This window comes from Massilia sp. CT11-137 (assembly GCF_047302885.1).
Classification (GTDB): domain Bacteria; phylum Pseudomonadota; class Gammaproteobacteria; order Burkholderiales; family Burkholderiaceae_D; genus Telluria; species Telluria orientalis.
Genome location: NZ_JBKYMP010000002.1, coordinates 177,962 through 204,656, shown reverse-complemented (window position 1 = coordinate 204,656; position 26,695 = coordinate 177,962). Strand labels below are relative to the sequence as shown.

24 protein-coding genes and 1 pseudogene are annotated in these 26,695 nt (G+C 66.7%); 8 read left to right on the top strand and 17 right to left on the bottom strand.

Annotation, left to right across the window (positions count from 1 at the left end; genetic code table 11):
• Positions 1-6 precede the first annotated feature (6 nt).
• The gene (gene lysA, locus ACEN98_RS17655; RefSeq protein WP_413386158.1) at positions 7-1,278 is read left to right on the top strand and encodes a diaminopimelate decarboxylase; all 1,272 of its coding nucleotides are present in this window, start codon (positions 7-9) and stop codon (positions 1,276-1,278) included.
• A 151-nt stretch (positions 1,279-1,429) separates the two neighbouring features.
• On the opposite strand, the gene ACEN98_RS17650 is transcribed toward lysA, so the two are convergent.
• The 6 genes from ACEN98_RS17650 to ACEN98_RS17625 all read right to left on the bottom strand — a co-directional run bounded on the left by ACEN98_RS17650 (position 1,430) and on the right by ACEN98_RS17625 (position 7,487).
• A complete protein-coding gene (locus ACEN98_RS17650; protein WP_036239466.1) occupies positions 1,430-1,612 on the bottom strand; it encodes a hypothetical protein in 183 nt (60 codons plus the stop codon).
• 4 nt (positions 1,613-1,616) lie between these two features.
• The gene (locus tag ACEN98_RS17645; RefSeq protein WP_413340186.1) at positions 1,617-2,258 is read right to left on the bottom strand and encodes a sulfite oxidase heme-binding subunit YedZ; all 642 of its coding nucleotides are present in this window, start codon (positions 2,256-2,258) and stop codon (positions 1,617-1,619) included.
• Positions 2,259-2,271: 13 nt separating this feature from the next.
• Positions 2,272-3,249: a protein-methionine-sulfoxide reductase catalytic subunit MsrP gene (gene msrP, locus ACEN98_RS17640; protein ID WP_413386157.1), complete on the bottom strand. Its 978-nt coding sequence runs from the start codon at positions 3,247-3,249 to the stop codon at positions 2,272-2,274.
• A gap of 120 nt (positions 3,250-3,369) precedes the next feature.
• Positions 3,370-4,536 carry a c-type cytochrome biogenesis protein CcsB gene (gene ccsB / locus ACEN98_RS17635; RefSeq protein ID WP_413386156.1) on the bottom strand — a complete coding sequence of 389 codons (1,167 nt, stop codon included), beginning with the start codon at positions 4,534-4,536 and terminating at the stop codon, positions 3,370-3,372.
• A gap of 30 nt (positions 4,537-4,566) precedes the next feature.
• The gene (locus ACEN98_RS17630) at positions 4,567-6,660 is read right to left on the bottom strand and encodes a cytochrome c biogenesis protein ResB (RefSeq protein WP_413386155.1); all 2,094 of its coding nucleotides are present in this window, start codon (positions 6,658-6,660) and stop codon (positions 4,567-4,569) included.
• A 143-nt stretch (positions 6,661-6,803) separates the two neighbouring features.
• Entirely contained in the window at positions 6,804-7,487 is a 684-nt protein-coding gene (locus tag ACEN98_RS17625) for a c-type cytochrome (protein WP_413386154.1), read from the bottom strand.
• A gap of 175 nt (positions 7,488-7,662) precedes the next feature.
• Here ACEN98_RS17625 and yihA point away from each other — a divergent pair, with 175 nt between their 5' ends.
• The 3 genes from yihA (at position 7,663) to ACEN98_RS17610 (ending at position 10,709) form a co-directional block, all read left to right on the top strand.
• On the top strand, positions 7,663-8,349 hold the full coding sequence (yihA, locus tag ACEN98_RS17620; RefSeq protein ID WP_371765272.1) for a ribosome biogenesis GTP-binding protein YihA/YsxC: 687 nt from the start codon (positions 7,663-7,665) through the stop codon (positions 8,347-8,349).
• Positions 8,350-8,363: 14 nt separating this feature from the next.
• A complete protein-coding gene (hemB, locus tag ACEN98_RS17615; RefSeq protein ID WP_056126520.1) occupies positions 8,364-9,377 on the top strand; it encodes a porphobilinogen synthase in 1,014 nt (337 codons plus the stop codon).
• 84 nt (positions 9,378-9,461) lie between these two features.
• Positions 9,462-10,709 carry an MFS transporter gene (locus ACEN98_RS17610; RefSeq protein WP_413386153.1) on the top strand — a complete coding sequence of 416 codons (1,248 nt, stop codon included), beginning with the start codon at positions 9,462-9,464 and terminating at the stop codon, positions 10,707-10,709.
• A 30-nt stretch (positions 10,710-10,739) separates the two neighbouring features.
• Here ACEN98_RS17610 and ACEN98_RS17605 read toward each other — a convergent pair.
• Positions 10,740-10,877, bottom strand: a pseudogene (locus tag ACEN98_RS17605) (thioredoxin family protein); the annotation flags it as partial.
• Positions 10,878-10,885: 8 nt separating this feature from the next.
• A complete protein-coding gene (locus ACEN98_RS17600) occupies positions 10,886-11,806 on the bottom strand; it encodes a LysR family transcriptional regulator (protein ID WP_413386152.1) in 921 nt (306 codons plus the stop codon).
• Positions 11,807-11,912: 106 nt separating this feature from the next.
• Here ACEN98_RS17600 and ACEN98_RS17595 point away from each other — a divergent pair, with 106 nt between their 5' ends.
• The 4 genes from ACEN98_RS17595 to ACEN98_RS17580 all read left to right on the top strand — a co-directional run bounded on the left by ACEN98_RS17595 (position 11,913) and on the right by ACEN98_RS17580 (position 16,842).
• Positions 11,913-12,998 carry a tartrate dehydrogenase gene (locus ACEN98_RS17595; protein ID WP_413386151.1) on the top strand — a complete coding sequence of 362 codons (1,086 nt, stop codon included), beginning with the start codon at positions 11,913-11,915 and terminating at the stop codon, positions 12,996-12,998.
• Between the two features lie 130 nt (positions 12,999-13,128).
• On the top strand, positions 13,129-14,232 hold the full coding sequence (locus ACEN98_RS17590) for a tartrate dehydrogenase (RefSeq protein ID WP_413386150.1): 1,104 nt from the start codon (positions 13,129-13,131) through the stop codon (positions 14,230-14,232).
• Positions 14,229-15,203 (top strand): M14 family metallopeptidase, encoded by a 975-nt coding sequence (locus tag ACEN98_RS17585; protein WP_413386149.1) that lies wholly within the window; start codon positions 14,229-14,231, stop codon positions 15,201-15,203. The genes ACEN98_RS17590 and ACEN98_RS17585 overlap by 4 nt, the downstream gene beginning before the upstream one ends.
• A 157-nt stretch (positions 15,204-15,360) precedes the next feature.
• Complete coding sequence (locus ACEN98_RS17580) at positions 15,361-16,842, top strand: NAD-dependent succinate-semialdehyde dehydrogenase (protein WP_413386148.1); 1,482 nt, start codon at positions 15,361-15,363, stop codon at positions 16,840-16,842.
• 231 nt (positions 16,843-17,073) lie between these two features.
• Here ACEN98_RS17580 and ACEN98_RS17575 read toward each other — a convergent pair whose 3' ends face one another.
• The 9 genes from ACEN98_RS17575 to ACEN98_RS17535 form a co-directional block, all read right to left on the bottom strand.
• Positions 17,074-18,048: a porin gene (locus tag ACEN98_RS17575; protein WP_413386147.1), complete on the bottom strand. Its 975-nt coding sequence runs from the start codon at positions 18,046-18,048 to the stop codon at positions 17,074-17,076.
• 202 nt (positions 18,049-18,250) lie between these two features.
• Positions 18,251-19,222, bottom strand: coding sequence for a threonine/serine dehydratase (locus tag ACEN98_RS17570; protein ID WP_413386146.1), 972 nt, complete (start codon positions 19,220-19,222; stop codon positions 18,251-18,253).
• A complete protein-coding gene (locus ACEN98_RS17565; protein ID WP_413386145.1) occupies positions 19,215-20,231 on the bottom strand; it encodes an ornithine cyclodeaminase family protein in 1,017 nt (338 codons plus the stop codon). Before ACEN98_RS17565 ends, ACEN98_RS17570 begins: the two co-directional genes overlap by 8 nt.
• A 16-nt stretch (positions 20,232-20,247) precedes the next feature.
• Positions 20,248-21,174 (bottom strand): 2-hydroxyacid dehydrogenase, encoded by a 927-nt coding sequence (locus tag ACEN98_RS17560; protein WP_413386144.1) that lies wholly within the window; start codon positions 21,172-21,174, stop codon positions 20,248-20,250.
• A 48-nt stretch (positions 21,175-21,222) separates the two neighbouring features.
• Complete coding sequence (locus tag ACEN98_RS17555; protein WP_413386143.1) at positions 21,223-21,999, bottom strand: cupin domain-containing protein; 777 nt, start codon at positions 21,997-21,999, stop codon at positions 21,223-21,225.
• Positions 22,000-22,036: 37 nt separating this feature from the next.
• Positions 22,037-23,182, bottom strand: coding sequence for an NAD(P)/FAD-dependent oxidoreductase (locus ACEN98_RS17550; RefSeq protein WP_413386142.1), 1,146 nt, complete (start codon positions 23,180-23,182; stop codon positions 22,037-22,039).
• Positions 23,179-24,555, bottom strand: a complete 1,377-nt coding sequence (locus tag ACEN98_RS17545; protein ID WP_413386141.1) for an FAD-dependent oxidoreductase — start codon at positions 24,553-24,555, stop codon at positions 23,179-23,181. The genes ACEN98_RS17550 and ACEN98_RS17545 overlap by 4 nt, the downstream gene beginning before the upstream one ends.
• Positions 24,537-24,845, bottom strand: coding sequence for a (2Fe-2S)-binding protein (locus ACEN98_RS17540; protein WP_413339462.1), 309 nt, complete (start codon positions 24,843-24,845; stop codon positions 24,537-24,539). Before ACEN98_RS17540 ends, ACEN98_RS17545 begins: the two co-directional genes overlap by 19 nt.
• Positions 24,842-26,695 carry an ABC transporter ATP-binding protein gene (locus ACEN98_RS17535; RefSeq protein WP_413386140.1) on the bottom strand — a complete coding sequence of 618 codons (1,854 nt, stop codon included), beginning with the start codon at positions 26,693-26,695 and terminating at the stop codon, positions 24,842-24,844. The genes ACEN98_RS17540 and ACEN98_RS17535 overlap by 4 nt, the downstream gene beginning before the upstream one ends.

Below are 26,695 nucleotides of genomic sequence, written 5' to 3'. Positions count from 1 at the left end.
GATTTCATGTCTCACTTCACTTATCAAGACGGCGTCCTGCACGCCGAACGCGTTCCCCTGTCCAGGATCGCCACCGAACACGGCACCCCGACCTACGTCTACTCGAAAGCCCAGTTGCTGGAAAACTTCGCCGGCTACGCGCGCCCGTGCGCGGGCCGCGACGCGCTGGTCTGCTATGCGATGAAGGCGAACTCCAACCTGGCCATCCTCGACCTGCTCGCGCGCCAGGGCGCCGGCTTCGACATCGTGTCGGGCGGCGAACTGCTGCGCGTGATCGCGGCCGGCGGCGACCCGGGCAAGGTCATCTTCTCGGGCGTCGGCAAGACGGCCGCCGAGATCGCGCTGGCGCTGGAAAAGGGCATCCTGTGCTTCAACGTCGAGTCGATTCCCGAACTGCACCGCATCAACGAAGTCGCCGGCCGCATGGGCAAGCGCGCGCCCATCTCGCTGCGCGTGAACCCGAACGTCGACCCGAAGACCCACCCGTACATCGCCACCGGCCTGAAGGCGAGTAAATTCGGCGTCGCGTTCTCGGACGCGCTGGACACCTACCGCACCGCAGCGCAGCTGCCGCACCTGGACGTCGTCGGCATCGACTGCCACATCGGCTCGCAGCTGCTGGACGACGCGCCTCTGCTGGAAGCGCTGGACAAGCTGATCGAACTGATCGACGCACTGGCGGCCGAGGGCATCCACCTGCACCACGTGGACGTGGGCGGCGGCCTGGGCATCGACTATGGCACGGGCGAGGACTCGCCGGTACCGATCTCGCATTACGTCGAGCGCGTGTTCGCGCGCGTGGACGCGTGGCGCGCGGAAAAGCACGGTGGCCAGCCGATCAAGGTGATTTTCGAGCCGGGCCGCTCCATCGTGGGCAACACGGGCGTGCTGCTGATGTCCGTCGAATTCCTCAAGCCGGGCGAGGAAAAGAACTTCTGCGTCGTCGACGCCGCCATGAACGACATGGCCCGTCCGACCTTGTACCAGGCCTGGATGGACGTCAAGCCGGTCGTGCAGCGCGATAGCAGCGCGGTGACCTACGACCTCGTGGGCCCCGTGTGCGAATCGGGCGACTGGCTCGCCCGTGACCGCGCGCTGGCCGTCGAGCCGGGCGACGTGCTGGCCATGATGGCGGCCGGTGCCTATGGCTTCACGATGGCGTCGAACTACAACACGCGCGGCCGTGCGGCCGAAGTGCTCGTCGACGGGGACCAGGTGCATGTCATCCGCAAGCGCGAGAATCCGGCGGACCTGTTCGCGCTCGAGACCATCGTGTAGGGTGGGCGGCCCCCGCCCACGCGTAACGCCGGCATCACGCGAACATTACGCGTGGGCACGGGGTGCCCACCCTACTGCGCATTGTCCGGTTGACGTAGGGTGGGCGGCCCCCGCCCACGCGTAACGCCGGCAACAGGTCACAACCGGCCGATCATTCCCGCCCCCTGGACCGGTCATCCGGCCACATCTGCGCCGCGCACGCGGCAGCCTGCTCGTTCCAGCGACCGCCCAGGTCGAGACAGCGTTCGAGCAGGCCATAGCGCGGCCGCCCCATGCCGAATACGAGCACGAGGGCCAATACGACGACGATCACCAGCGCAAGGGGCCACTTCATGTCGTCATGATCGCACGGAAGCAGGTGTAATACGTTTTTCGGCACGCGTGCGGCTGAGGCTCCACCACACGCGCAACAGCAGCAACACGCCGACGACGCTGCCCCACACGATGGGCTGTTCGAAGTTGTGCTTGCCCGCCTTCATCCACCAGTAGTGCAGGATCGCCAGCGGCGCGATCACGTAGATCACCTTGTGCAGCAGGGCCCAGTTGCGGCCGAGCCGCCTGATCATCGCATTGGTGCTCGTCACGGCCAGCGGGATCAGCAGCACGAAGGCGGCGAAACCCACCGTGATGAACGGGCGCTTCAGCACGTCCTTCCACATGGCGGCCACGTCGAAGAAATGGTCGAACCACAGGAACGTCATGAAGTGCATGAACGCGTAGAAGAACGTGAACAGGCCCGCCATGCGCCGCAGCCGTACGACCCAGTTCCAGCCCGTCAGGCGGCGCAGCGGCGTGATGGCGAGCGTCGCGCACAGCAGGTACAGGGCCCAGTCGCCGCTGCCGTGCGTGAGGAATTCGACCGGGTCGACGGGCACCCCGGCCGCCGTCAGCCACGCCATGCGCAGGAACGGCAGCAGCGCCAGCACGAAGATGACCGCCTTCAGGGCCTTGAACTGCGTCGAGCTCGGGTTGAATGCCATGACAGCCCCCGGCTCAGAAATTTTTCTTGAGATCCATGCCCGTGTACAGCGAGGCGACCTCGTTATAGCCGTTGAACAGCAGCGTCTTGCGCTTGGGCGTGAACAGGCCGCCCTCGCCGATGCGCCGCTCGGTCGCCTGCGACCAGCGCGGGTGGTCGACGTTCGGGTTCACGTTCGAATAAAAGCCGTATTCGTCGGGCGCGATGCCGTTCCACGCCGTGCGCGGCTGGTCGCGCAGGAAGCGGATCCTGACGATGGATTTCGCCGACTTGAAGCCGTATTTCCACGGCACGACGATGCGCACGGGCGCGCCGTTCTGGTTCGGCAGCACCTGGCCGTACATGCCGACCGTCAGCAGGGTGAGCGGGTGCATCGCCTCGTCCATCCGCAAGCCTTCCACGTACGGCCATTCCAGCACGCGGCTTTTTACGCCCGGCATCTGGCTGCGGTCGGCCAGGCTCGTGAATTCGATGTATTTCGCGTTGCTCGTCGGTTCGACCTGGCGGATCAGGCTCGAGAGCGAATAGCCGACCCACGGAATCACCATCGACCAGCCCTCCACGCAGCGCAGGCGGTAGATCCGCTCTTCCAGCGGCGCCAGTTTTACCAGGCGGTCGAGGTCGATCGTTTGCGGTTTCTTGACTTCGCCTTCGATCTGCACGGTCCACGGTCGCGTGCGTAGCGTATGCGCGTTGGCGGCCGGGTCGGCCTTGTCCGTGCCGAATTCGTAGAAATTGTTGTAGTGGGTCGCGTCTTCGAACGAGGTCTGCTTCTCGTTCGTCGAAAAGGCCGGGTTGCGCGTGGCCGGCAGTTTCGGCACGGTGCCCTGCGCGAATGCCTCGCGGGTGGCCATTTCCCACAGCGACGAGCCGACGACGGCCGAGGCCGCGACCTTGGCGAGGAACGCGCGCCGGCCTTCGTAGACCTCGCGCGGCGTGATTTCGGACGGGAACGGCAAATCGATGCCGTTCGGATTTTTTCTGATCAACATGGCGGCTCCGGCTGTATGTAATGTTTCTCGCGACATATCAACGTTACACCATCTGGCGCCACCGGGTTGTCCGGGCGGCGATTTGTTACCAATTGCCGCCAACGGACATAATCGAACACATTACAGCTTGCCGTACGAATGCAGGCCCGACAGGAACATGTTCACGCCCAGGAAGGCGAACGTCGTCACGACGAGGCCGACGAGGGCCCACCACGCCGCCGCGCGGCCGCGCAGGCCGGACATCAGGCGCATGTGCAGCCAGGCCGCGTAGTTCAGCCAGACGATCAGCGCCCACGTCTCTTTCGGATCCCACGACCAGTAGCCGCCCCACGCCTCGGCCGCCCACAGCGCGCCCAGGATCGTGGCGACGGTGAAGAACGCGAAGCCGACGGAAATCGCCTTGTACATCACGTCGTCCAGCACTTCCAGGGACGGCAGGCGGTCGGCCAGGATGCCGTGCGACTTCAGCAGATAGGCCGAGCCGACCATCGCCGCGAGCGCGAACGTGCCGTAGCCGATGAAATTCGCCGGCACGTGGATCTTCATCCACCAGCTCTGCAGCGCGGGCACGAGCGGCTGGATCTCGGCGGCATCGCGCGCGACCGTGTACCACAGCAGGAAGCCGACGGCGGCCGAGATCACGAGCAGCACGAACGGGCCCAGCTGGCGCGTCTGGTAACGCTGTTCGTAGTACAGGTAGAACATCGCCGTGATCATCGAGAACAGGATGAACACTTCGTACAGGTTCGACACGGGGATGTGGCCGACGTCGGTACCGATGAGGTACGACTCGTACCAGCGCACCATCATGCCCGTAAAGCCGAGCACGACGGCGGCCCAGCACAGCTTGGAGCCGACACTGCCGCCGAACGGCGAACGCGTGAGCAAACCGAGCCAGTAGAACACGGTCGAGAACACGAACAGCGCGCTCATCCACAGGATCGCGGACTGGCTCGACAGCATGTATTTCAGGAAAAATTTCTGGTTCGCGGCATCGAGCGAGCCGCCGTACAATTGCACCGCCCACAGCGCCAGCAGCGCGACGAGCGGCATCAGCCAGCGTACCGGCTTGAAGGTCCAGCCGACGAAGGCGAACGTCGGCGCGGCCAGCACCAGGATCGCCCGCTCGTAGATGTCCATGTAGGCGCCGAAACGGCTCAGCGCGTACAGCGCGGCGGTCAGCAGGCCGGCGCCGAACAGCCAGTCGATGGCCGTGAGGCGCTTGAAGAAGCCCGGCGGGCGGGTGTACGCCGCGCCTTGCGCTTGCGATGCGGATGAAATGTCCATGGGTGTCTCCTGTTTCCTTGCTCTGCTAGCTTACGCCGATTGCGGCAATTTGGTCTTCAAGTCTTCGAATTCGCGCTCGAAATCGAGCGTCTTGCGCTGCGTGCTCATCGCCATCAGCGCATGCGTGCCGCCGCCAGGTGCCGGTTTCACCCAGACCCAGACGCGACGCTCGCGGATGTAGAACATCGAGAAAATGCCCAGCACCAGCAACAGGCAGCCCACATAGACCACTTTCTTGCCGGGCGAGCGCGTCACCTGCAGCACTGACGCCTTCACTTCCTTGAAATCGTCCAGCGCGAGGAACACGGGGGCGCCGTAGAAAAAGCTGTCGGACAAGGCGTTCGTCGCCTGCTGCAGGAAGCGGCCGTGGGCCTCGGTGGGCGTGGCGGGTTGCTCGCCGGCGCGCACACGCGCAGCCTGCCACAGTTCCCACATGGCGCCGTTGAGCATCTTCATGAACACGGTGGCCGCCTTTTCCTGCTCCGCGGCGGGGATGCGTTCGAGGAATTTGGACACGGCGAGATAACCGCCCTGGTTGCCGTCGCCCGCGAAGATGGCCAGCGTCTTGGCGGCCGATTCCTGCAACTGCGCGGACAGCGCGCCGCTCGCGTCGCCCGGCGGCAGCGCGCGCGCGGCGTAGCGGCGGGCCGCTTCTTCCCGCAGCGACGGGTCGGCGAGCGCGGCGCGCAGGCGCATCCATTCGCGCAGGCCGTGCTCGTCGTCGGCCGGGATGCGCAGGAAGCTGAACTGGTCGGACGGATTGTTGCGCACGCCGGCCAGGTACACTTCATGGCCGTCCAGGGTCACGGGCTGCATGTAGTTCAGGAATTCGCGCGCCTGGCCCGTCTTGTCGCGCAGCTTGTATTGCACGCTGGGACCGACGTTTTTCAGGTCCTTGTTGCCCACGTTCTTCGCGGCCGAGCCGGAGTGCTGGGACAAGGTCTGGGCGAACTGTTCCTCAAGGCTCTTGCCCTTGGTGACGGCACGCGCATCGTTGTTCTGGCTCGTGTTCTCGACGTTGAACGGACGGAAGCCCGACCACTCGACCGAATACACGTCGGCGCCCTGCTTCAACTCGGTCGCATTGCCGACTTCGCCTTCGAACGAGAACGATTTGTCGCTCGCGCCCGTCATGGGCCAGCCCGTCAGCTTGAGCTTGCTGCCGCCATCCTCGAAGCTGGACTGGTAGACGGCAATGCCGCGGTAGATCAGCGGCTCGTTGACCTTGATGGTGGCGGGGAACGCCTTGCCCGTCTCGTGGTCGCGGATCACGACTTCGCTGGCGAACAGCTTCGGCATGCCCGTCGAGTAGAAGTCGATGATGAATTTGCGCAGCTCGATCGTGAACGGCAGATCCTGCACGAGCACGCCGTCGGCCAGCTGGAGCAGCGCCGTGTCGCTGGCCTGGCCTTCCGGAATCATCGTGTTGCCGCGGAAGGTCGGGTTGCCGAGACCCAGGCGGTGCTGCGGTGGGATGGCGGAGATGAGGCCCGTGCCGGCATACGGCGTCTTGCCCATGAACCATTGCTGGAAGCGGATAGGCAGGTTCGAATCGAGCAGGCCGCCCAGCAGGATGACGATGATGGCCGTGTGCGCGAAGATGTAGCCGAACTTGTTGCCGGCGCCCTTTTTCGCGGCGACGAGCACGCCGCCCGCCTTGTCGACCATCTTCGTTTTATAGCCGGCGTCGACGAGGCGGGACGCCGTCTGCTGCGCGAGCGGGACCATGTCCAGCGGCGCCGTCCATTCGCTCCGGTGATGGAAATTGCGCAGCGATTCTTCGCGCACGGAATCACGCCAGCTCCGCATGTCGCGGATGAACTTGGGCGCATTGCGCGCAATGCACAGGCTCGTGGACACGATCAGGAACGCGAGGATCAGCAGGAACCACCAGGCCGAATAGACCGTGTACAGGCTCAGTTTGCGGAACACTTCGAACCAGAACGGCCCGAACTGGTTCACGTAGTCCGGCATCGCCCGGTCCTGTTGCATGATGGTGCCGATGATGGCGGCAATCGCGATCATGACCAGCAGGGTGATTGCGAAACGCATCGAGGACAGCAGTTCGACCGTTTCCGCTACGCCGCGCCGGCGCGTCTTCAGTTCAATTCCGGTGGTACTCATCGACTTTCACTCTAGACACAACATTCATTGAGGATACAACAAAAGGGCGCACCGCTTGCGCGGCCGCCCTTCCCTGTTGTCCTGCTTTTTTATTGTAGGCCGATTATTCGGCTCTATTCACTCTGACCGGCTGATACCGGGTATCACTTCAGGCCGGCGATATAGTCCGCCACTGCCTTCATTTCATCGTCAGACAGGCGCTTGGCCAGCGTGGCCATCTGCGGGCTGTTGCTGCGTGTACCCGCTTTGAACGCTTGCAGCTGGGCGACAGTGTAATCCTGATGCTGGCCGGCCACGCGCGGATACTGGGCCGGAATGCCGGAACCGGTGGCGCCATGGCAGCTGGCGCAGGCGGCCACGCCGCGGTCGGCGATGCCGCCGCGATAGATCTTGCGGCCCAGTTCCAGCGTGTCCTTGTTGCGCGCGGCGCCCTGCTTGGGCTGCTGCGTGGCGAGGTAGGCGGCGATGTTCTTCTTTTCGTCGTCGCTCAGCATCTTGGCGTACGTCGTCATCACGGGCTGGTTGCGGGCCGGCGTCGTGAAGTCGACGAGTTGCTTGTGCAGGTAATTGTCGATCTGTCCTGCCAGCTTGGGGTTCGTGTTGATGGTCGAATTGCCGCCGGCGCCATGGCACGACGCGCAGGCCGGCAGGCCGCGGGCATTGTCGCCGGTGTCGTAGAGGGAACCGCCCTTGGCCGGATCGGCCTTGGCGGCGGCCGGGGGCGCGTGGGCCGCGTCCGCTGCAAGGGCGCTGCCCACGATGAGGAAACTGGCCAGCAAGGACTTCACGATCGCCGCACACGCGGCCGGTTGGAACACACGATTCATTCAAGCACCCTGAAAAAGTCAAAGATAAACTTGCAGTTGCAGTGCAGCGGTCATGCGCGTGCCCCCGCGTCGGCAATGGAGCCTTCAAGCTCGCCGGCGGCAGGTAACTCCCTATTGTACAATAGCCTTTGTTTCCTGCCCTCACCTTCGTTGTCTTTTTCGCTCCACTTCCCTCATGTCCAAACTCTGGCAAGCCCGTTTCTTCACGACCGTCAACCAGTTGCGGGATCTTCCCAAGACCCAGGTGCCGGAAATCGCCTTCGCCGGCCGGTCCAATGCGGGCAAATCGACGGCGATTAATATCCTGACGAACCAGAAGGGCCTCGCGTTCGCGTCCAAGACGCCCGGCCGTACGCAGCACATCAATTTCTTCTCGATCGGCGGGGCGCACGTCGCCATGCACCGCAAGGATCCGACCAAGGTCGAGGAAATCGAGGGCCTGCTCGTCGACCTGCCGGGCTATGGCTACGCGGAAGTGTCGGGCGATGCCAAGCTGCACTGGCAAAGGCTGCTGGGCGACTATGTGCAGCGGCGGGAACAGCTGGCCGCGCTCATCCTGATCATGGATTCGCGCCGCCCGTTCACCGAGCTCGACATCCAGATGCTGGAATGGTTCGCCCCGACGGGCAAGCCGATCCACTGCATCCTCACGAAGGTCGACAAGCTCAACCGCAACGAATCCGTCAACGCCTTGCGCCAGGCGCAGCAAGTGCTGGACAGCTATGTCGACGAGGAAGGCAACGGCTTTCCGTTCACCGTCCAGCTGTTCTCGGCCCTGAAACGCATCGGCATCGAGGAAGCCAACGACAAGATCATCGAACTGCTCGGTCTGGAGGACGATCCGGCCGATCCCGAACAATAACCTTTGGAACCGCCATGCCGATCATCACGCCTTCGCAATACCCCGCCGTGCGCATGCGGCGCATGCGCCGCGACCCGTTCTCGCGCGCCCTGATGCGCGAAAACGTCGTCACCGCCTCCGACCTGATCTATCCCGTGTTCATCCTCGACGGCCAGAACCAGCGCCAGCAGGTCGCGTCGATGCCGGGCGTGGAGCGGCTGTCGGTCGACCTGCTGCTGAAGGTGGCCGAGGAAGCGGTCGCGCTGGGCATCCCCGTGCTCGCGCTGTTCCCCGTCATCGAGGCATCGCTGAAGACCTATGACGGCGTGGAAGCGACGAACCCGGACGGCCTCGTCCCGCGCGCCGTGCGCGAGCTGAAACGCCACTTCCCGCAGCTGGGCATCATGACGGACGTCGCCCTCGACCCGTACACGACCCATGGCCAGGACGGCCTGCCGGACGAAAACGGCTACATCGTCAACGAAAAGACGATCGCGATGCTGACGCGCCAGGCGCTGGCCCAGGCCGAGGCCGGCGTCGACGTCGTCGCCCCGTCGGACATGATGGACGGCCGCATCGGCGCGATCCGCGTGGCGCTGGAAGAGAAGGAACTGATCCACACGCGCATCATGGCCTACTCGGCCAAGTACGCGTCGGGCTACTACGGCCCGTTCCGCGAAGCCGTCGGTTCGGCCGCCAACCTGGGCAAGGCCGACAAGAACACGTACCAGATGGACCCGGCCAACAGCGACGAAGCCCTGCGCGAAGTGGCGCTGGACATCGCGGAAGGCGCGGACATGGTGATGGTCAAGCCGGGCATGCCCTACCTGGACGTCGTGCGCCGCGTGAAGGACGAATTCAAGGTGCCGACCTTCGCCTACCAGGTCAGCGGCGAGTACGCGATGCTGCAGGCCGCGTTCCAGAACGGCTGGCTCGATCCGGACAAGGTCATCATGGAGACCATGATGTCGTTCAAGCGTGCCGGCGCGGATGGCGTGCTCACCTATTTCGCGATGGATGTGGCGCGGCGCCTGAAGGCCGCGGCATAAAACACGCTTGAAACGTTACACATCGTTCATGTGTGACATTTCGATAGCGTCCGGCAATCCTGGATCGGTAACATCTCCAGTTTTATGCCTGCCTTTCCCAAGGATTCCCGGACGTCCCCCTACCGCTGGCTGATCCTGGCCGTCGCCACCGTGCTCCAGGCCGGCGCGGCGTTCGTCACGCAAGGTATCGCCGTGCTGGCCGGGTACCTGCAAAAGGATCTGCACCTGTCCGCCACCCAGGTGGGCCTGCTCATCACCGCCTCGACCGTGGCGCCGATCTTCACCCTGCTCTTCGTCGGCGACCTGCTCGACCGCAAGTCGGAGCGGGCCATCATCGGCGCGGGCATGCTGATCATGGCCCTCGGCCTCGTGGGCGCGTGCGTGGCACCCGGTTTCCTCGCCTTGTGCGCCGCCCTGTTCGTGATCGGCATGGGCTACAGCACGGTCCAGCCGGGCGGCAGCAGATCGGTATCGCAATGGTTCCACGGCCATCAACTGGGGATCGCGATGGGCATCCGGCAGGCGGGCCTGCCGCTCGGCGGCGCCGCGGCTGCGGCGGCCTTGCCGTTCCTGGTCGGCGTGCGCGACTGGCGCGCCGCCTTCCTGTTCAGCGTCGCCGTCGTGCTGGCTTCCGGCTTGCTGTTCTGGGCGGTCTATCGTCCGCCCACGCTGGCCGACCGTCCCGGCAAGCGTGCCGTGCTGACCGTCTTCTTCCTGGTCCGGATGGTGCGTCAACGGTGGATGCAGCGCGTCGTCTGGTCCGGCATGGCCCTGGTCGGCACGCAATACGGCATCGTCGTCTTCCTGATGCTGTTCCTGCGCGACCGGTTCGGCCTGCCGTTACGCGAGGGCGGCTGGATGCTGCTGTCGATGCAGCTGTGCGGAGGTGTCGGCCGCATCGTCCTGTCGATCTGGAGCGACCGCTGCGGCAAGACCGGCGACCGGTTCGTGCCCGTGGCGGTCAGCATGCTGGCCACGGGCATCGGCCTGCTTGCCCTGATCGGCCTGCCCGTCGACGCGCCGCGATCCTGGCTGTTCGGGCTGATCGCCGTGCTCGGTTTTTTTGCGCTGGGCTGGTATGGTCCCTGGGTGACCTATATCGCGGATTCGGCACCGGCGGACAGCGTCGGGCTGGCCCTCGGCGCCGCCATGACCGTCAACCAGATCGCCATCGTCCTGACGCCGCCGGCGCTCGGCATGCTCCACGATGCGGCGCGCGATTACGATGCCGTGTGGGGCATCCTGATCGGATGGATCGTGGCGACGCTCGTGCTCCTGCACGTGCTGGGGCGGTTCCACAAGCCGCAGGCGGCCGCGGCGGGCCGGCCGTAGGCTCAGCGGGCTTTCTGGTTCGCGGCGATACACGTACACCGTCGTGTCGTCCAGCTTTTCGATTTCCCGGTGCATCGTGCGGCACGGTGCGCAATCCACGTCGGAAAAGATCGCCACGGTCCGGCTGCCGTTGCCGAATTTATAGGCCAAAGTTTCTCGGATCTCCACGGTGAAATTTATTCGCGGCGAAACGAAACGTCGAACGCCTGCGCCAGGAAAGCAACCAGCGTGCGCACGCGCGCCGACTGCTGCCGGTGCTGCGGATAGACCGCATAGATGTCCGCATCGGGCGTAAGGAACTGCGGCAAGACCTGCACGAGCCGTCCGCTGTCGAGGTAGCGCGCGACATCCCATTCCGCACGCAACAGGATGCCGTGGCCGTCGAGCGCCCAGTTGACCGCGGTTTCGCCGTCATTGGTCGCCAGGTTGCCGCGCACCTTGACGGTTTCGCCGGGGCCGTCGGCGCCGTCCCGGTGCAGGCGCCACGTCCCGTGGGCGTCGTCGCCCTGGCGGATGCAGATGCAGTTGTGGCGCGCGAGGTCGGCGGGGCTCGCCGGCGCGCCGCGGGCCGCGAGGTACCCGGGCGACGCGCACAACAGGCGGCGGTTGTTCGCCAGTTTCTTCGCGATCACGCGTGCGTCGGCGGGCGCGCCGAACCGGATGCAGACGTCGAACTGGTCGTCCGTGAGGGGCGGCGGCCTGACCGACAACTGCAGCTGGACGTCGACCTCGGGATACCGCAGCGCGTACTGCGAGATGGCGGGGGCGACATGAAGACGGCCGAAACCCAGCGTCGCGTTCACCCGCAGCTGGCCCTTGGGCTGGCCTTTCGACGCGCCCAGCAACTGGTCGAGGTCGGCGATGTCGTCCAGGATGCGCCGGGCGTGCGCGAGCAGGACTTCGCCATCGGGCGTCAGGCTCATGCGGCGCGTCGTGCGATTCACCAGGGGCAGGCCCAGCCGTGCCTCCATCTGCGCCAGGCGCTTGCTGACGGCGGCCGTGCTGACGCCGAGCTCACGCGCCGCGCCGCTCAGGCTCCCGCAGGTTGCCAGCGACACGAAAAAACCCAGTTCGGCCGGCTGTAAGCCCGTACTCATCCCGATTCTTGATCCCAGGTTAAAGATGCATTGAGTCTAGCCATGCTGTTTCCGTTCGTCCAGCACCTACAGTAGCGCCACATCATCCAGACAGGAGACAGGCACCATGAAGACATATCGGATCGCAACCATTCCCGGCGACGGCATCGGCAAGGAAGTCGTGCCGGCGGGGCGCGAGGTACTGGAAACACTGGCCGCGGCGGGCGCCGGGTTCAGCGTCGAGTTCGAGGACTTCGACTGGGGCGGCGACTATTACCGGCGCCACGGCGTCATGATGCCGGCCGACGGCCTCGACGCGCTGCGCGGCAAGGACGCCATCCTGTTCGGCTCGGCCGGCGATCCGGACATTCCCGACCACATCACCCTGTGGGGCCTGCGCCTGAAGATCTGCCAGGGTTTCGACCAGTACGCGAACGTGCGGCCGACCCGCATCCTGCCGGGCATCGACGCCCCGCTGAAACGCTGCGCGCCGGACGACCTGGACTGGGTCATCGTGCGCGAGAACTCGGAGGGCGAGTACGCGGGCGTGGGGGGCCGGGTGCACCAGGGCCATCCGATCGAAGCCGCGACCGACGTCTCGATGATGACGCGGGCCGGGGTCGAGCGCATCCTGCGCTTCGCGTTCCGGCTGGCGCAGTCGCGTCCGCGCAAACGGCTGACCGTCATCACCAAGAGCAATGCGCAACGCCACGCGATGGTGATGTGGGACGAGATCGCGCTGCAGGTCTCCAGGGAATTCCCGGACGTCGCCTGGGACAAGGAACTCGTCGACGCCGCGACCGCCCGCATGGTGAACCGCCCCGCCACGCTCGACACCATCGTCGCGACGAACCTGCATGCCGACATCCTCAGCGACCTGGCCGCGGCCCTGGCCGGCAGCCTGGGCATCGCGCCGACCGGCAACATCGATCCGGACGGCCGCTATCCGTCGATGTTCGAACCGATCCACGGCTCCGCCTTCGACATCATGGGGCGTGGCCTCGCCAATCCGATCGGCACGTTCTGGTCGGTCGCCATGCTGCTCGACCACCTGGGCGAGTCCGGCGCGGCGCTGCAGGTGATGCGCGCGATCGAAAGCGTGACCGCCACGCCGTCGCTGCACACCCGCGACCTCGGCGGGACGGCGACGACGGCGGACGTCACGCGGGCCGTGTGCGGTTTCCTGGCGGGGCAGGCGGTTCGTGCCGCATAACATGCCGAACCGGCCCTGAAAAACACAACATCCCGCAACTTGCGCCCCCCACGACGGCCGTTCCCGCCGGCGCTTCGCGCCTACGATAAGGAGATCCATCGTCCCAACCGATCTTCGAGGAGCGTTCTTCATGGGGAAGCACATCTACAACATCGCCGTCATCCCGGGTGACGGCATCGGCAAGGAAGTCATGCCCGAGGGCTTGCGCGTGCTCGATGCCGCCGCCAGCCGGTTCGGCATCCGGCTCGAATACAAGCACGTCGAATGGGCCAGCTGCGACTACTACGCGGCCACCGGCAAGATGATGCCCGACGACTGGAAGGCGCAATTGTCCGGCATGGACGCGATCTACTTCGGCGCCGCCGGCTGGCCCGCCGCCGTGCCCGACCACGTGTCGCTGTGGGGCTCGCTGCTGAAATTCCGGCGCGAATTCGACCAGTACGTCAACCTGCGCCCGGCCCGCCTGTTCGACGGCGTGCCCTGCCCGCTGGCCAACCGCAGGCCGGGCGACATCGACTTCATGATCGTGCGCGAGAATACCGAGGGCGAGTACTCGTCCGTCGGCGGCATCATGTACGAAGGCACCGAACGCGAAGTGGTGATGCAGCAATCGGTCCATTCGCGCATCGGCAGCGACCGCGTGCTGCGCTTCGCCTTCGAGCTGGCGCGGCAGCGGCAACGCAGGCACGTCACGGTCGCCACCAAGAGCAACGGCCTGGCCGTCAGCATGCCGTGGTGGGACGGGCGCGCGGCCGCGATGGCGGCGCAGTATCCCGACGTGGACTGGGACAAGCAGCACATCGACATCCTGTCGGCGCGCTTCGTGCTGCAGCCGCAGCGCTTCGACGTGGTGGTCGCCTCGAACCTGTTCGGCGACATCCTGTCCGACCTCGGTCCCGCCTGCACCGGCACGCTGGGCCTGGCGCCGTCGGCCAACCTGAATCCGGAACGCGCCTTCCCGTCGCTGTTCGAGCCGGTGCATGGCTCGGCACCGGACATCTACGGCAAGAACATCGCCAATCCGATCGGGATGATCTGGTCGGGCGCCATGATGCTCGACTTCCTCGATGCCGGCGGCGGCCCCGGGCGCCAGGCCCACGACGCCATCCTGGCCGCCATCCAGCAAGTGCTGCGCGACGGCCCGCACACGGCGGACCTGGGCGGCCAGGCCTCGACCACGGAAGTGGGCCAGGCCATCGCGGCGGCAGTGGCGGTGGCGGTGGCGGTGGCATGACCATGGACACCGCCACGCTGTCCGCCTATCCGATCGACGTCGCCTTCCCGGACCTGCGCCCCTACGCCGCCGGCAACGGCGGCATCCCGTACCTGTACACGTACGACAGCGGCGTGCCGGGTCCGCACGTGATGGTCAACGCGCTCACCCACGGCAACGAGGTGTGCGGCGCCATCGCCGTCGCGGACCTGCTCGGCCTCGGCATTCGCCCGCGCCGGGGCAGGCTGACGCTCGCATTCGCCAACGTCGAGGCCTACCTGCGCTTCGACCCGGCCCATCCCGACGCCTCGCGCTTCGTCGACCAGGATCTCAACCGCGTGTGGACCGCGGCCATCCTCGACGATGCCGCGCGCGATTCCTGCGAGCTGCGCCGCGCGCGGCAATTGCGGCCCGTGCTCGATACCGTCGACGTCCTGCTCGACCTGCATTCGATGCACGAGCGCTCTGCGCCGCTGTCGGTCTGCGGCCCGCTGGACAAGGGCATCGCGCTGGCGCGCCGACTCGGCACGCCAGCCTGGATCGTCAGCGACGAAGGCCACCCGGAAGGCCGGCGCATGCGCGACTATGCCGGCTTCGGCGATCCGGACAGCCCGCAGAACGCGCTGCTGGTCGAATGCGGCCAGCACTGGGAAGCCTGCGCGGTGGACGTCGCCCGCGACGTCACGGGCCGCTTCCTGCTGCTGCACGGGGTCGTCGAACCGTCCGACCTGCCGGCCGCGTGGCTGCAGCCGCAACCCGCCGCCACGCGCGTGGTGCGCGTCACCGAGCCGGTGGTCGCGTCCAGCATGGACTTCCGCTTTGCCGCCGACTACACCGGCCTGGAAACCTTCCGGGACGCCGGTGCCGTGATCGGCTGGCGCGACGGCGAGCCGGTCACGACGCCCTATCCGGACTGCGTGCTGGTCATGCCGTCGCTGCGCCAGCTGCGGCCCGGCGTGACCGTCGTGCGGCTGGGGCAATTGCTGGACTGATCCACGGCACAACATGCCGCCGCGGCGCGAAATTCGCAATTTCCGCCGCTTTGCCGCCCGCCGTCCGTACGATCCTGCCGCGGGGTCCGGCCTACCATGAAACGGTGCCGCTTTTCTTTGCCGGCCCCTTCCCGCTTCCACATAAGGACTCAAGACCATGTCTCTGACACTGACCCGCACCGACCTGCTCAAGGAGCACAATTTCATCGACGGACAATGGCGCGACAGCAGCAGCGGCGTCCGCTACGACGTCGCCGATCCGGCCTCGGACGAGAACGTCGCCACCGTGCCCGCCAGCGGCGCGGACGACGCGTTGCTGGCCGTCGCCGCCGCGCAGGCCGCACTGCCGGACTGGCGCGCCCGGCCCGCGCGCGAACGTGCCCGCTTCCTCAAGCGCTGGCACGCGCTGATCGTGGCGAACACGGACGACCTGGCGAAGCTCATTTCGCGCGAACAGGGCAAGCCGCTGGCCGAGGCGCGCGGCGAAGTGGCCTACGGCGCGTCCTACGTCGAATGGTTTGCCGAGGAAGCCGTGCGCGGCTACGGCGACATCATCCCCGAACAGGTGCGCGGCAAGCAGCTGACGGTGACGCGGGAAGCGGTGGGCGTCGTGGCCGCCATCACCCCGTGGAACTTCCCGCTGGCGATGATCGCCCGCAAGATCGCGCCGGCCCTCGCGGCCGGCTGCACCGTCGTGGCCAAGCCGGCGGAAGACACGCCGCTGACGGCGCTGGCGCTCGTCAGGCTGGCAGAGGAAGCGGGGATTCCCGCCGGCGTGCTGAATATCGTGACCACGTCGCGCGACCGGGTGGCGGACGTGGTCGGCGCATGGCTGCAGGACGCGAGGGTCCGCAAGATCACGTTCACGGGATCGACCGCGGTCGGCAAACGCCTGGCGCGCGAATCGGCCGGCACGCTGAAGCGCCTGTCGCTCGAGCTCGGCGGCAATGCCCCGTTCATCGTGTTCGAGGATGCCGACCTGGATGCCGCGGTCGACGGCCTGATGGCGGCCAAGTTCCGCAACGGCGGGCAGACCTGCGTAAGCCCGAACCGCGTCTACGTGCACGATGCGGTCTATGCCGCGTTCACGCAAAAACTGGCGGCCCGCGTGGAAGCGCTGCGTGTCGGCCCGGCCACCTGGGCAGACGCGCAGATCGGCCCGATGATCAACGCCCGCGCGGTCGACAAGATCGAAGCCCACGTGCGCGATGCGCTGGCCAGGGGCGGCCGGTTGGTCGTCGGCGGCAAGCGCCTGGCCAACGACGTCGCCGACGGCCCGAATTACTACGCACCGACCGTGATCGCGGAGGCCAGCCACGACATGGCGCTGGCGTCGGAAGAAACCTTCGGTCCGGTGGTGCCGCTGTTCCGTTTCGCGGACGAGGACGAGGTCGTCCGGCTGGCCAACGACACCCCGTACGGCCTCGCCGCCTACTTCTACTCGCGCGACATCGTGCGCGTGGCGCGCGTGAGCGAGCGGCTCGAGACGGGCCTGGTGGGCATCAACGAGGGCGTGCTGGCGTCGGAAGCGGCGCCGTTCGGCGGCGTCAAGGAATCGGGCTACGGCCGCGAGGGCTCGCGCTACGGCCTGGACGATTACACGCAAACCAAGTACCGCTGCCAGGGTGGCCTGGCGTAAGCCCCACCGTCCGTCGCCTGTCCGCCTGCTCCCCGCGAGGGGACGCAGGCTTTTTTTGCACCCGACATCTGTGGCCAAAATCCGGGGTCAGAGCACATTTCGGATCAATGTCCAGCTGTACAACAAGCGCCCGCGCCCAAGGCGTGACAGGCCGGACGCCATGGACTGACGTTCGACCTTACCTCAAGGATCTTGCGCGAAAAAGAGACCTGACCCTGAATTTGTGGGCGATCAGAAGCTGTGGCGAATGCCCCAATCCGCGCGGTTGGCGTTGTTGGGGTCGATGTGGCCGATGGAGGTGAACAGCGAGGTACGCTTGGACAGCGCATACGTGTAGCCGATCGCATACTGCGCCGTATCGGCATTGCGCACCGAGCGGTCGTTCAGCCGGTTGTACGACGCCAGGATACGTCCGCCGCCGGCCGGGATCGTCAGGCCGACCAGCAGGTCGCTCGCGTCCACCGGCGCCAGGCCGGCGGCGTCCGTTTGCTGCCGGTCGAGGCCGAAATGCAGCTTGGCCACGCCGAAGTCATAGTTGCCGCCGACGAAGCGCAGCTTGGCCGCCCCGCTGCCGTTGGCGTCGTTGTTGTTCTGGTAGCCGTACGCCACCTTCAAGCGGCCGACGGTATAGGTGAAGGCGCCGCTGATTTGGCGGTTGGCCGACGTATTGCCGGCCGTCTCGCCGAACGCATACGAGACCTCGCCCTTCAGCCCGCCGACCTGTTTCGCGTAGAAGATGGCGTTCTGCGTGCGGATGTCGATCGCGGCATAGATGTTGCGACCGAAGAACGATTCGGCCGCGCCCGACATGCCGTCCTCGAACGGATCGATGACGTCGGTCAGCAGGCAGTAGGACGGCGTCCAGGTGCGGCCGAAACGCACCGTGCCGAAATCGCCTTTCAGGCCCACCCACGACTGGCGGCCGAAGATGCGTCCGCTCTGGCCCGCGGTGCCCGTGTCGGGGCTGAACCCGTTTTCGAGCTGGTAGATGACGGACAGGCCGTTGCCCAGGTCTTCCGAGCCGCGGAAGCCGAGGCGGGAGCCCCACCAGCCGCCGGGGTCGACACCCCAGCGCGTGGGCGCCACGTCCGATTTCGAATACACCAGGCCGATGTTGATCAGGCCGTAAACCGTGGTCGTCGATTGCGCCGAGGCGGGACCGGCAACGGCACTGCACACCGCCGCCGCAAGCAGGATTTTTTTCATGATTGTCTCCTTAAATTATGTTTTGGACGTGGCTTGAGCGGGTTGAAAAACCTGCTTGAATGAGCTCGCGATCATCCGCTCCACACCCATCAATTTAAGGCTGCTCCCTCGGCACTTTTTCTCGAAAGACGGCGGGCCAACAACATGAACACTGCGAAATCACCGTGCCTGACGGCGGAATATGCTGTGCTGTACGGGGACATTATTCGGCGCGCTGGTAGATCGCGGCGAGGTCGCACAAATCCCAGTTCCCGCCGCTTAAAACCGCGCACACTTTCTCGTCCGGCCGGACGGCGACCGCACCACCCAGCAAGGCGCCGATACCGATGGACGCCGCCGGCTCGGCGATCAATTTCGCATCGTTGGCGAGCATGCGCATGCCCGCGACGATATGCGCGTCGTCCACCAGCACGATCTCGTCCACGTACTTCTCGATGATGGGATACGGATTCCGCCCGGGGACGCTGAGCCGCAAGCCGTCCGCAACGGTGTCCTTCAACGGCAGCGACGTGCGTTCCCCGTTGATCCTGCTGTGGAAGTACTTCGGCGTCAGGGCCGGCTCGGCGCCGATGACCCGCACCGACGGTTTCGTTTCCTTGATGGCGGTGGCGATCCCGGAAATGAGGCCGCCGCCGCCCAGCGGCACGATGACCGTGTCGACGTCCTGGAGGTCGTCCAGAATTTCGCAACCGATCGTGCCCTGGCCCGCCATCACCAGCGGGTCTTCGAAACCGTGGATCACCGCGTACCCGTTTTCTTCGGCGATTTCATACGTCTTTTTCCAGCGGGCCGCGTTATCGCCGTCGAACAGGATGACTTCCGCCCCGAGCGCCCTCGTGTTGGCGATCTTGACCTCAGGCGCGCTGGCCGGCAGCACCAGGAACGCTTTCACGCCCAGCATGCGCGCCGCGTACGCGAGTCCTTGGGCATGGTTGCCCGACGACGTGGCGATCAGGCCGTTCGCCACGGCGTCCCGGGGGAGCGCCAGCGCCGTGTTCAGGGCGCCCCTGATCTTGAATGCGCCCGTGATCTGCAGGGTTTCCGGCTTGAGCCAGAGCTGGCAGCCGAGGGCCTTTTCCATCTTCTCCGCACGTAACAGCGGCGTGTGACGGATGTGGGGTTTCAGCCGTTCCCGGGCTTCCCGGATATCCTGGATGGTGGGGTAGTTACGCATGGTGTCTTTCTGGAGGTTGCGTGAAGAATTCGAAGAAGGTGCCGACCCCGTTTTCCAGCGCATTCCGGTAGATCCGCGACGCGGTGGTGTTGTCCTGGATGGCCATGCCCGTGGAATCGAAGATCGTGATCTCGTCGTCGTTCTCCCGGCCCGGTTTTTTCCCCGCCAGGATCTCGCCGATTTCCCCGTGAATGTCGTCCTTCGTGATGATGTGCGCGTTCAGCGGATGCCAGGTTTCGCCCTTCGTGACGCACTGCGCGATGGAATCATTGACGATCTTCGCGTTGCGGAAGATCTCCGGTTCGAATTCCTGTTTGCCTTGCTGGTCCGTCCCGATGGCCACGATGTGCGTGCCGGGCTTTACCCAACCGGCTTCGACCAGCGTTCCTTTGCCGCGAGTCGTGGTCACGAGAATGTCGGCCCGGCGCACCGCGTCCTCCTTCGACGCCGCCATGACGACGGGAATGCCGAACTCCCTTTCGATATCGGCCTTGTACTTCGCCAGCGTCTCGGGATGGTTGTCCCAGGCGTGGATCTCCTCGATGGCCATGACCTCGCTGATCGCCCGGATCTGCAGCCTGGCCTGGATGCCCGTACCGATCGACGTGACCGTTTTCGCATCCTTCCTGGCCAGGGCCTTGACCGACACGGCGCCGGCCGCACCGGTCCTGAGGCCGGTGATCAGGCTCCCGTCCATCACGCACGTCAGCGCACAGGTTTGCCCGTCGAACAGCAGGATGGTCCCCATGTTGGTGGGCAGACCGTATGTCCTGGGGTTGTCCGGAAATCCGCCGGACGACGCCTTCATCGAAATCACCTCGTTGGCCCGGTAGTAGCCGAGCTTGAAGTCGATTTCCCCGCGCGGGGGAGGCAGGTGGATGCCGATATAGTCGGGTTGCTCGACCTGTCCGCCGCTGAACGCCACGAAAGCTTCCTCCACGGCGGCGATGACTTCGCGCATGCAGATCAGCTGGGCGACTTCTTCCTTTTTGAGTAACAGCGTTTTCATTGCGTTCCTTTCGATATCAGTAACCGAGCGACCGGTCGACCAGGCCGCTCATCGGTAACCCTTCCCAATGCCGCCGGAGGTTGTCGATGACCGCGTCGGCCGCGGTCTCCGGCTGCGTCATGCTGGCGACATGCGGCGTCAGCACCACGCGCGGATGCGTCCACAACGGATCGCCGCGCGGCAGCGGTTCGGGCTCGCACACGTCCAGGATGGCCTGGCCGACCTGCCCCGTGTCGAGCGCCTGCAACAGGTCGCGCTGCACGAGATGCCCGCCGCGGCCCACGTTGATCACGGTGGCGCCTTGCGGCAGCCGGTCGAACAGGCGGCGGCACAGGATGCCGCGCGTGTCGTCCGTCAGCGGCAGCAGGCAGACGAGGATGTCGGTGCGCGCCAGGAAGTGCGGCAACCCTTCCGGGCCCGCATGGCAGTCGACGCCGTCGATCTGCTGCGGCGACCGGCTCCAGCCGGCGCAATCGAAACCGAGGCCGCGCAGGCTGGCCAGTACCGCGCGGCCCAGCACGCCCAGGCCCAGCACGCCGACGCGCCGCGCGGCGGCGGGATACACGCGATGCGGCTGCCAGTGCCCTGCCCGCTGCTGGTCGAGGTAGGTACGCCAGTCCCGGTGGATGGACAGCACGGCCAGCGTGACGTATTCGACCATCCCGCCGACGATGCCCGGCTCGACCATGCGCACCACGGCCACCGTCGCGGGGATGGCGGACAGGTCGAACTGGTCGGTGCCGGCACCGGTCGAGAACAGGACTTCCAGGTTCGGAAACCGGTTCGCCAGGTCCGCCGGCGGTTCCCACGCGGCCAGGTAGCGCACGGCGTGCGGATCGCCGACGTCGGGCCAGGTGCGGAATGGCAGCGCCGGCATCTTGCGGGCAAACCGTTCCGCCCAGACGGCCCCGCGGACCGGATCGGCTTTGTACAGGAAGGTCATGGGGCCTCCGCGCCGCATCCCGACAAGGCTGTCACGATCTTCTCCATGTCAGGCCGGACGGTAGATCACGTACAGCTTCGCCACGTGCTCGCGGCTGTCCCAGGTGCACGACGCCTTCTGCTCGATGAGGAAGATGTCGCCCTTCGAGAACGTGCCGCTGCGGCCTGCTTCATCGACGAAGGTCACGCTCCCTTCCAGCAGATACATCAGTTCCATGTGGCGGAAGTACAGTGCACGGCGGGCATAGGGCGTCGAGTCCCACGTGCCGCACGTGAATTCCCCGTCTTCGGACTTGTAGTCGGTGTGGTTGCGGCACAGCGGCGTGGGCGTCAGCAACAGGTCGGGCGACGGGCCGCCGGCCGACGGGCCCATCTCCGGATTTTCCCTGATCGGCACGATCGCGCCGTCGCCCGCCCGGCTCTTGTTGTAGCGGACGAAGATCAGCGACACGGGTCCTTGCGCGGACCAGGCGAATGCCGCGTCATGCTTGAGAATCGCACTCTGGTTCGCCCCCAGCGTGACGGACGTACCCTGCTGCGCCAGGGTCAGGCTGCCCTGGTGGACGATGATGAATTCGTCCGCCGCGAGAGACTGTACGGCGCCGTTGCCGGCGTCGAGCGTAATGACGCCCGCCGTGACCGGGCCGGGCGCCCAGTCCAGGACGCGGCGGCTGGCGAGGAAGCGGTCTTCTCCCGCCGGCGCGGTCACGGCGATGCCCTGGGCCGGGTCCTGCGCGAACTTGCGCAGGTCGACGAAGGATGGCGTATGGACCGGGACGGCAACTGCGGCTTGCTGGAAATTCGACGTGATGGTAGCTCGAGACATGATGGTGGCTTGCATTGAATGTTGATGAGAATGAGGTTCACGCCGCGTTCGCGACCGGCGTGGCGAACCGTCCGATGTGGTAACACTCGATCGGCGTGCTCGTGGCGCCCGTGGCGATCAGTTCCGCCATCACCTCGCCCACGCCCGGCCCCAGCTGGAAGCCTTCGCCGGAAAAGCCGAACGCATAGAACAGGCCGGGTACGCGCGCGCTCGGTCCCATCGCGGGCCGGCTGTCGTCCATGTAGCCCTCGATTCCGCTCCAGACGCGGATGATGTGCAGGTGCTCGAATGCCGGCATCACGCCCGGTGCGCTCTTCAGCTTGTACAGCGTCCGGGCCGGGTTCACGTACGAGCGCCGGCTCTCGATGTCCGCCGGTTCATGGCCGCCGCCGCCGATGACGATGTTGCCGCGCGCAACCTGGCGGAAATAGACGACCTGCTCGAACGTGTCCGCCATCGCACCGATGGTCGGCCGGATCGCGTAAGGCACGGGTTCGGTGACGCACATCTGCGGCGCCCTGGCGATCATCGGCACCGGTTCGCCGAAGTGCGTGCTGATGCGATTGCCCCAGGCGCCGGCCGTGACGAGGGCCACGGGCGCGCGGAAGGTGCGGCCATCCGCGGTGGTCGCGACGAAGTCCGCGCCGTCCTTTTCCAGGCTCGTCATCTCGGTGTTTTCGAACACCTGCACGCCGGCGCGTACCGCCGCACGGCCGATGGCCGGCGCCGCCAGGCGGGGATTCGCATGCCCGTCGTGAGGGGCGTAGCACCCCGCGGTGATGTCCGGCCCGAGGTACGGAAAGCGCTCGTGCAGCGTTTTCGCGCCCAGCATCTGCATGCCGATGCCGAACGACCCGGCATCCTCCGCATACTTCACCATGCGTTCCTCGTGCACCGGCGTGACGCCCACGCGCAGGTGGCCGTTCAGCAGGAGCTCGACGTCCGCACCGAACAATTCCTTGAACTTCAGCCAGATCGCGCGCGCGCGGTTCGCCAGCGGCAGCTGCTCGATGGGGCGGCCCATCCGGCGCGTGTTGCCGAAGTTGACGCCGCTGGCCTGCTGACCGATCAATCCCCGCTCGAGCAGGACGACGGACATGCCGCGCTGCCGCAGGAAGAAGGCGCTGGAGGCACCCATGATGCCGCCGCCGACGATGATGACATCCGCTTTCAACGCACTCATTCCACTTCCTCCCGCACCGCCATCGACAGCGGCTTCACCGGCGCCTGGCCACGCAGGCGTCCCACCAGTTCCACCGGCACGCCGGCCGCATGGGCGATGACTTCCGCGCCGGCGTGCCCGCAATACCGTCCCTGGCAGCGGCCCATGCCGACGCGGCACAGCGCCTTGGCGCGGTTCGCTTCGCATGCCCCCATCTCCGAGACCGTGCGGCGCAGTTCGCCCGCCGTGACGGCTTCGCAACGGCAGACGATGGCGTCGTCCGGCAGCGCCGCCGCCTGCTGCGCGGGCCAGGGGAACGCTTGCGCCAGGCCCTGGCGGAAACGCTCCATCCTTGCCTGTTGCGCACGGAGCGTCCGCACTTCGTCCTGCGCGACCGTGAACTTCAAATCCGTCAGCACGGCCAGCGCCGCCAGGCGTCCGCCGATCTCGGCGGCATCGGCGCCCAGCACGTTCATGCCGTCGCCGGCGAGATAGACGCCAGGTACCGACGTGCGTCCGTCCTCGCCCACGGCGGGCAGCCACTGGCGCGTCTCCTGGTCGAAGCGGAAAGCGCAGCGCGCCAGGTCGGCCAGCTGCGTCTCGGGACGCAGGTGGTAGCCCATCGCCACCGCGTCGCAGTCGAAGGCAAGTTCGCGGCCCCCCTTGTCGCGCACGACCACGCCCTGCACGCCGGTGTCGGGCGAACCCGTGATTTCCACGGGCACGATGCCGGTCAGCACCTGCACGCCGGCCCGCTTCAATTCCCGGGCGAGCGCCAGGCCGTTGCGCAGCACGGACGGCCGCGCCATCAGCTTCGGCAGCGCGGCCACGCGCCGCATGAAGGGCGACGTGTCGAGCACCGCCGCCACGCCGGCGCCCGCCTTCACGTACTGCGACGCCACCAGGTACAGCAGCGGCCCTGTGCCCATGAACACGACGCGACGCCCGATCGCGCACGCTTGCGCCTTCAGCGCGATCTGCGCCGCGCCCAGGCTGTAGGTGCCCGCCTGGTGCCAGCCTTTCACCGGCATCAGGCGGTCGGTCGCGCCGGAACAGATCACCAGCGCGTCGTACGGCAAGGCGCGCGACGTGCGCTGGTCGGTGACATGCAGCTCGCGCTGGAAGATGTTCCACGCCAGCGTCTCCGGCAGGTAGTCGATCTTGCCGCGCAACGCGTCGAAACTCGCGTGCAGCGACCGGGCGCGTTCGGCTTCGGTGCCGTACAGCTTCGCGTACGGGCGGGTGAAGTTGTCGGGCTGGCGGCGGTAGATCTGGCCGCCGTCGCGGCGGTTTTCGTCGACGACGGTCGGATGCAGGCCGGCCGCGACGAGGATTTCGGCGCAGCGCACGCCCGCGGGGCCGGCGCCGACGATGATTACGCGAGGTTGGGCCATGTCGCCTCCGGTTGTGTCGTCACGAGGTTCATGCCGTCCGCCACGACGGTGGTACAGGCGCGCAGGCGGCGGCCGTCGGCGGTCCAGACCCAGCAATCCTGGCAGGCGCCCATCAGGCAGAAGCCGGCGCGCCGGCCGTCGCCGAATTCGGACTCGCGCAGCTGGCGCACGTTGTCGAGCATGGCGACCATCAGCGTGTCGCCGGCGAGCGCCTCGACCGGGTGCCCGTCGATCACGATGCGCACCCGCGCGCGGCCCGTCTCGGCCAGTCGTACGAAGCGGCTGCTCATGCGACGTCTCCTTCGACGACGCGCAGCGGCGCCTGGATGGCGCGCAGCTCGGCTTCCGGACGGTGGCACAGGATGCTGCCGCCATCGTCGAGCATCTGGCGCGGCGGCGGCAGGCGGTTGCACATGCCGTCGACGCGCAGCGCGCAGCGGTCCACGAAGGCGCACATGGCGCGCGCCGCTCCGTTCGGCGTCAGCGGCGGCAGCGCCGCCGGCGTGGCGCCCGCCACCTCTTCCAGCCAGCCGCGGCGCAGCGCCGGCACGGACGAGATCAGCAGATGCGAATATGGATGGAATGGCGGCAGCGCCTGCGCCTCGCGCTTGCGCGCCTCGACCTTGCGGCCCGCGTACAGGACGACGATCTCGTCGCAGATGGCGCGCACGGTGCCGATGTCGTGGCTGATGAACATGTAGGACACGTTCAACTCCTTGCGCAGCTCGGCCATCAGTTCGATGATGGCGGCGCCGACCACGGTGTCGAGCGCGGAGGTGACCTCGTCGCACAGGATCAGGTCGGGCTGCGCGGCCAGCGCGCGCGCCAGGTTGATGCGCTGCTTCTGGCCGCCGGACAGTTCGCCCGGCAGGCGGTCGGCCACCGCGGCCGGCAGGCGCACCAGGTCGAGCAGCTGCAGCACGCGCTTGCGGCATGCCTCGCCGCGCATGCCGTGGTAGAACTCGAGCGGACGGGCGAGGATGCGCCCGATGCTGTGTTGCGGATTAAGCGCCGTGTCGGCGTTCTGGAACACGAACTGGATGCGGCGGAACTGCTCGCGCGTGCGTCCCTCCAGCGTGGGCGCGAGGCGCTTGCCGTCCAGGAGGATCTCGCCTTCGGACGGCGCCACCATGCCGGCGATGGCGCGCGCCAGCGTCGTCTTGCCGGAACCGGATTCGCCGATCACGCCGATCGTGGCGCCGCGCGGAATCACCAGGTTGACGTCGTCCAGCACGCATTTGACGGGCGCCCCGCGCCGCGCGGTACCGTAGGCCGCGTGCAGGCCGCGCACCTCCAGCAGCGGATGGTCGTGCGCGGTCTTCGGGTCGCGCACGGCCGCGGCCGCCGGCTTCGGGGCGATCGCCGCCAGGAGGCTCTTCGTGTAGGGATGGGCGGGTGCGGACAGGATCTGCGCGGTCGGCCCCGATTCGCGGATCTCGCCGTCGCGCAGCACCACGATGCGGTCCGCCATCTGCGCGACGACGGCGAGATCGTGCGACACGTAGACGGCCGTGCTGCCGCGCTCCTTGACCACCTTCTTGAACGCGCGCAGCACCTCGATCTGCGTCGTCACGTCGAGCGCGGTGGTCGGCTCGTCCAGGATCACCAGGGCGGGATCGGTGATCAGGGCCATGGCCGCCATCACGCGCTGCAGCTGCCCGCCGGACACCTGGTGCGGGTAGCGCTGGCCGATCCGCTCCGGATCGGGCAATGCCAGCGCGCGGAACAGCTCGACCGCCCTGGCTTCGGCCTCGGCGCGCGGCATCACCTTGTGGATCAGGGCGCTCTCGACAACCTGGTCCATCAGCCGCTTGGACGGGTTGAACGCGGCGGCGGCGCTCTGCGCGATGTACGCCACCGTGCGGCCGCGCAGTCCCGCCAACTGGCTCTCGCTCATCGCCAGCATGCGGTTGCCGGCCACGGTCACGTCGCCGCCGGCCAGGCGGCAGCCGGCGCGGGCATAGCCCATCAGCGCCAGCGCGATGGTGGTCTTGCCGGAGCCGGACTCGCCGATCAGCGCCAGCACCTCGCCCCGTTGAATCGAAAAATCCGCGCCGTGGACGATGGGCACCTCCTCGTCCATGTCGTTGCGCGCCGTGACCCGAAGGCCAGCCACCTTGACGATCGTGTTCGTGTCCAT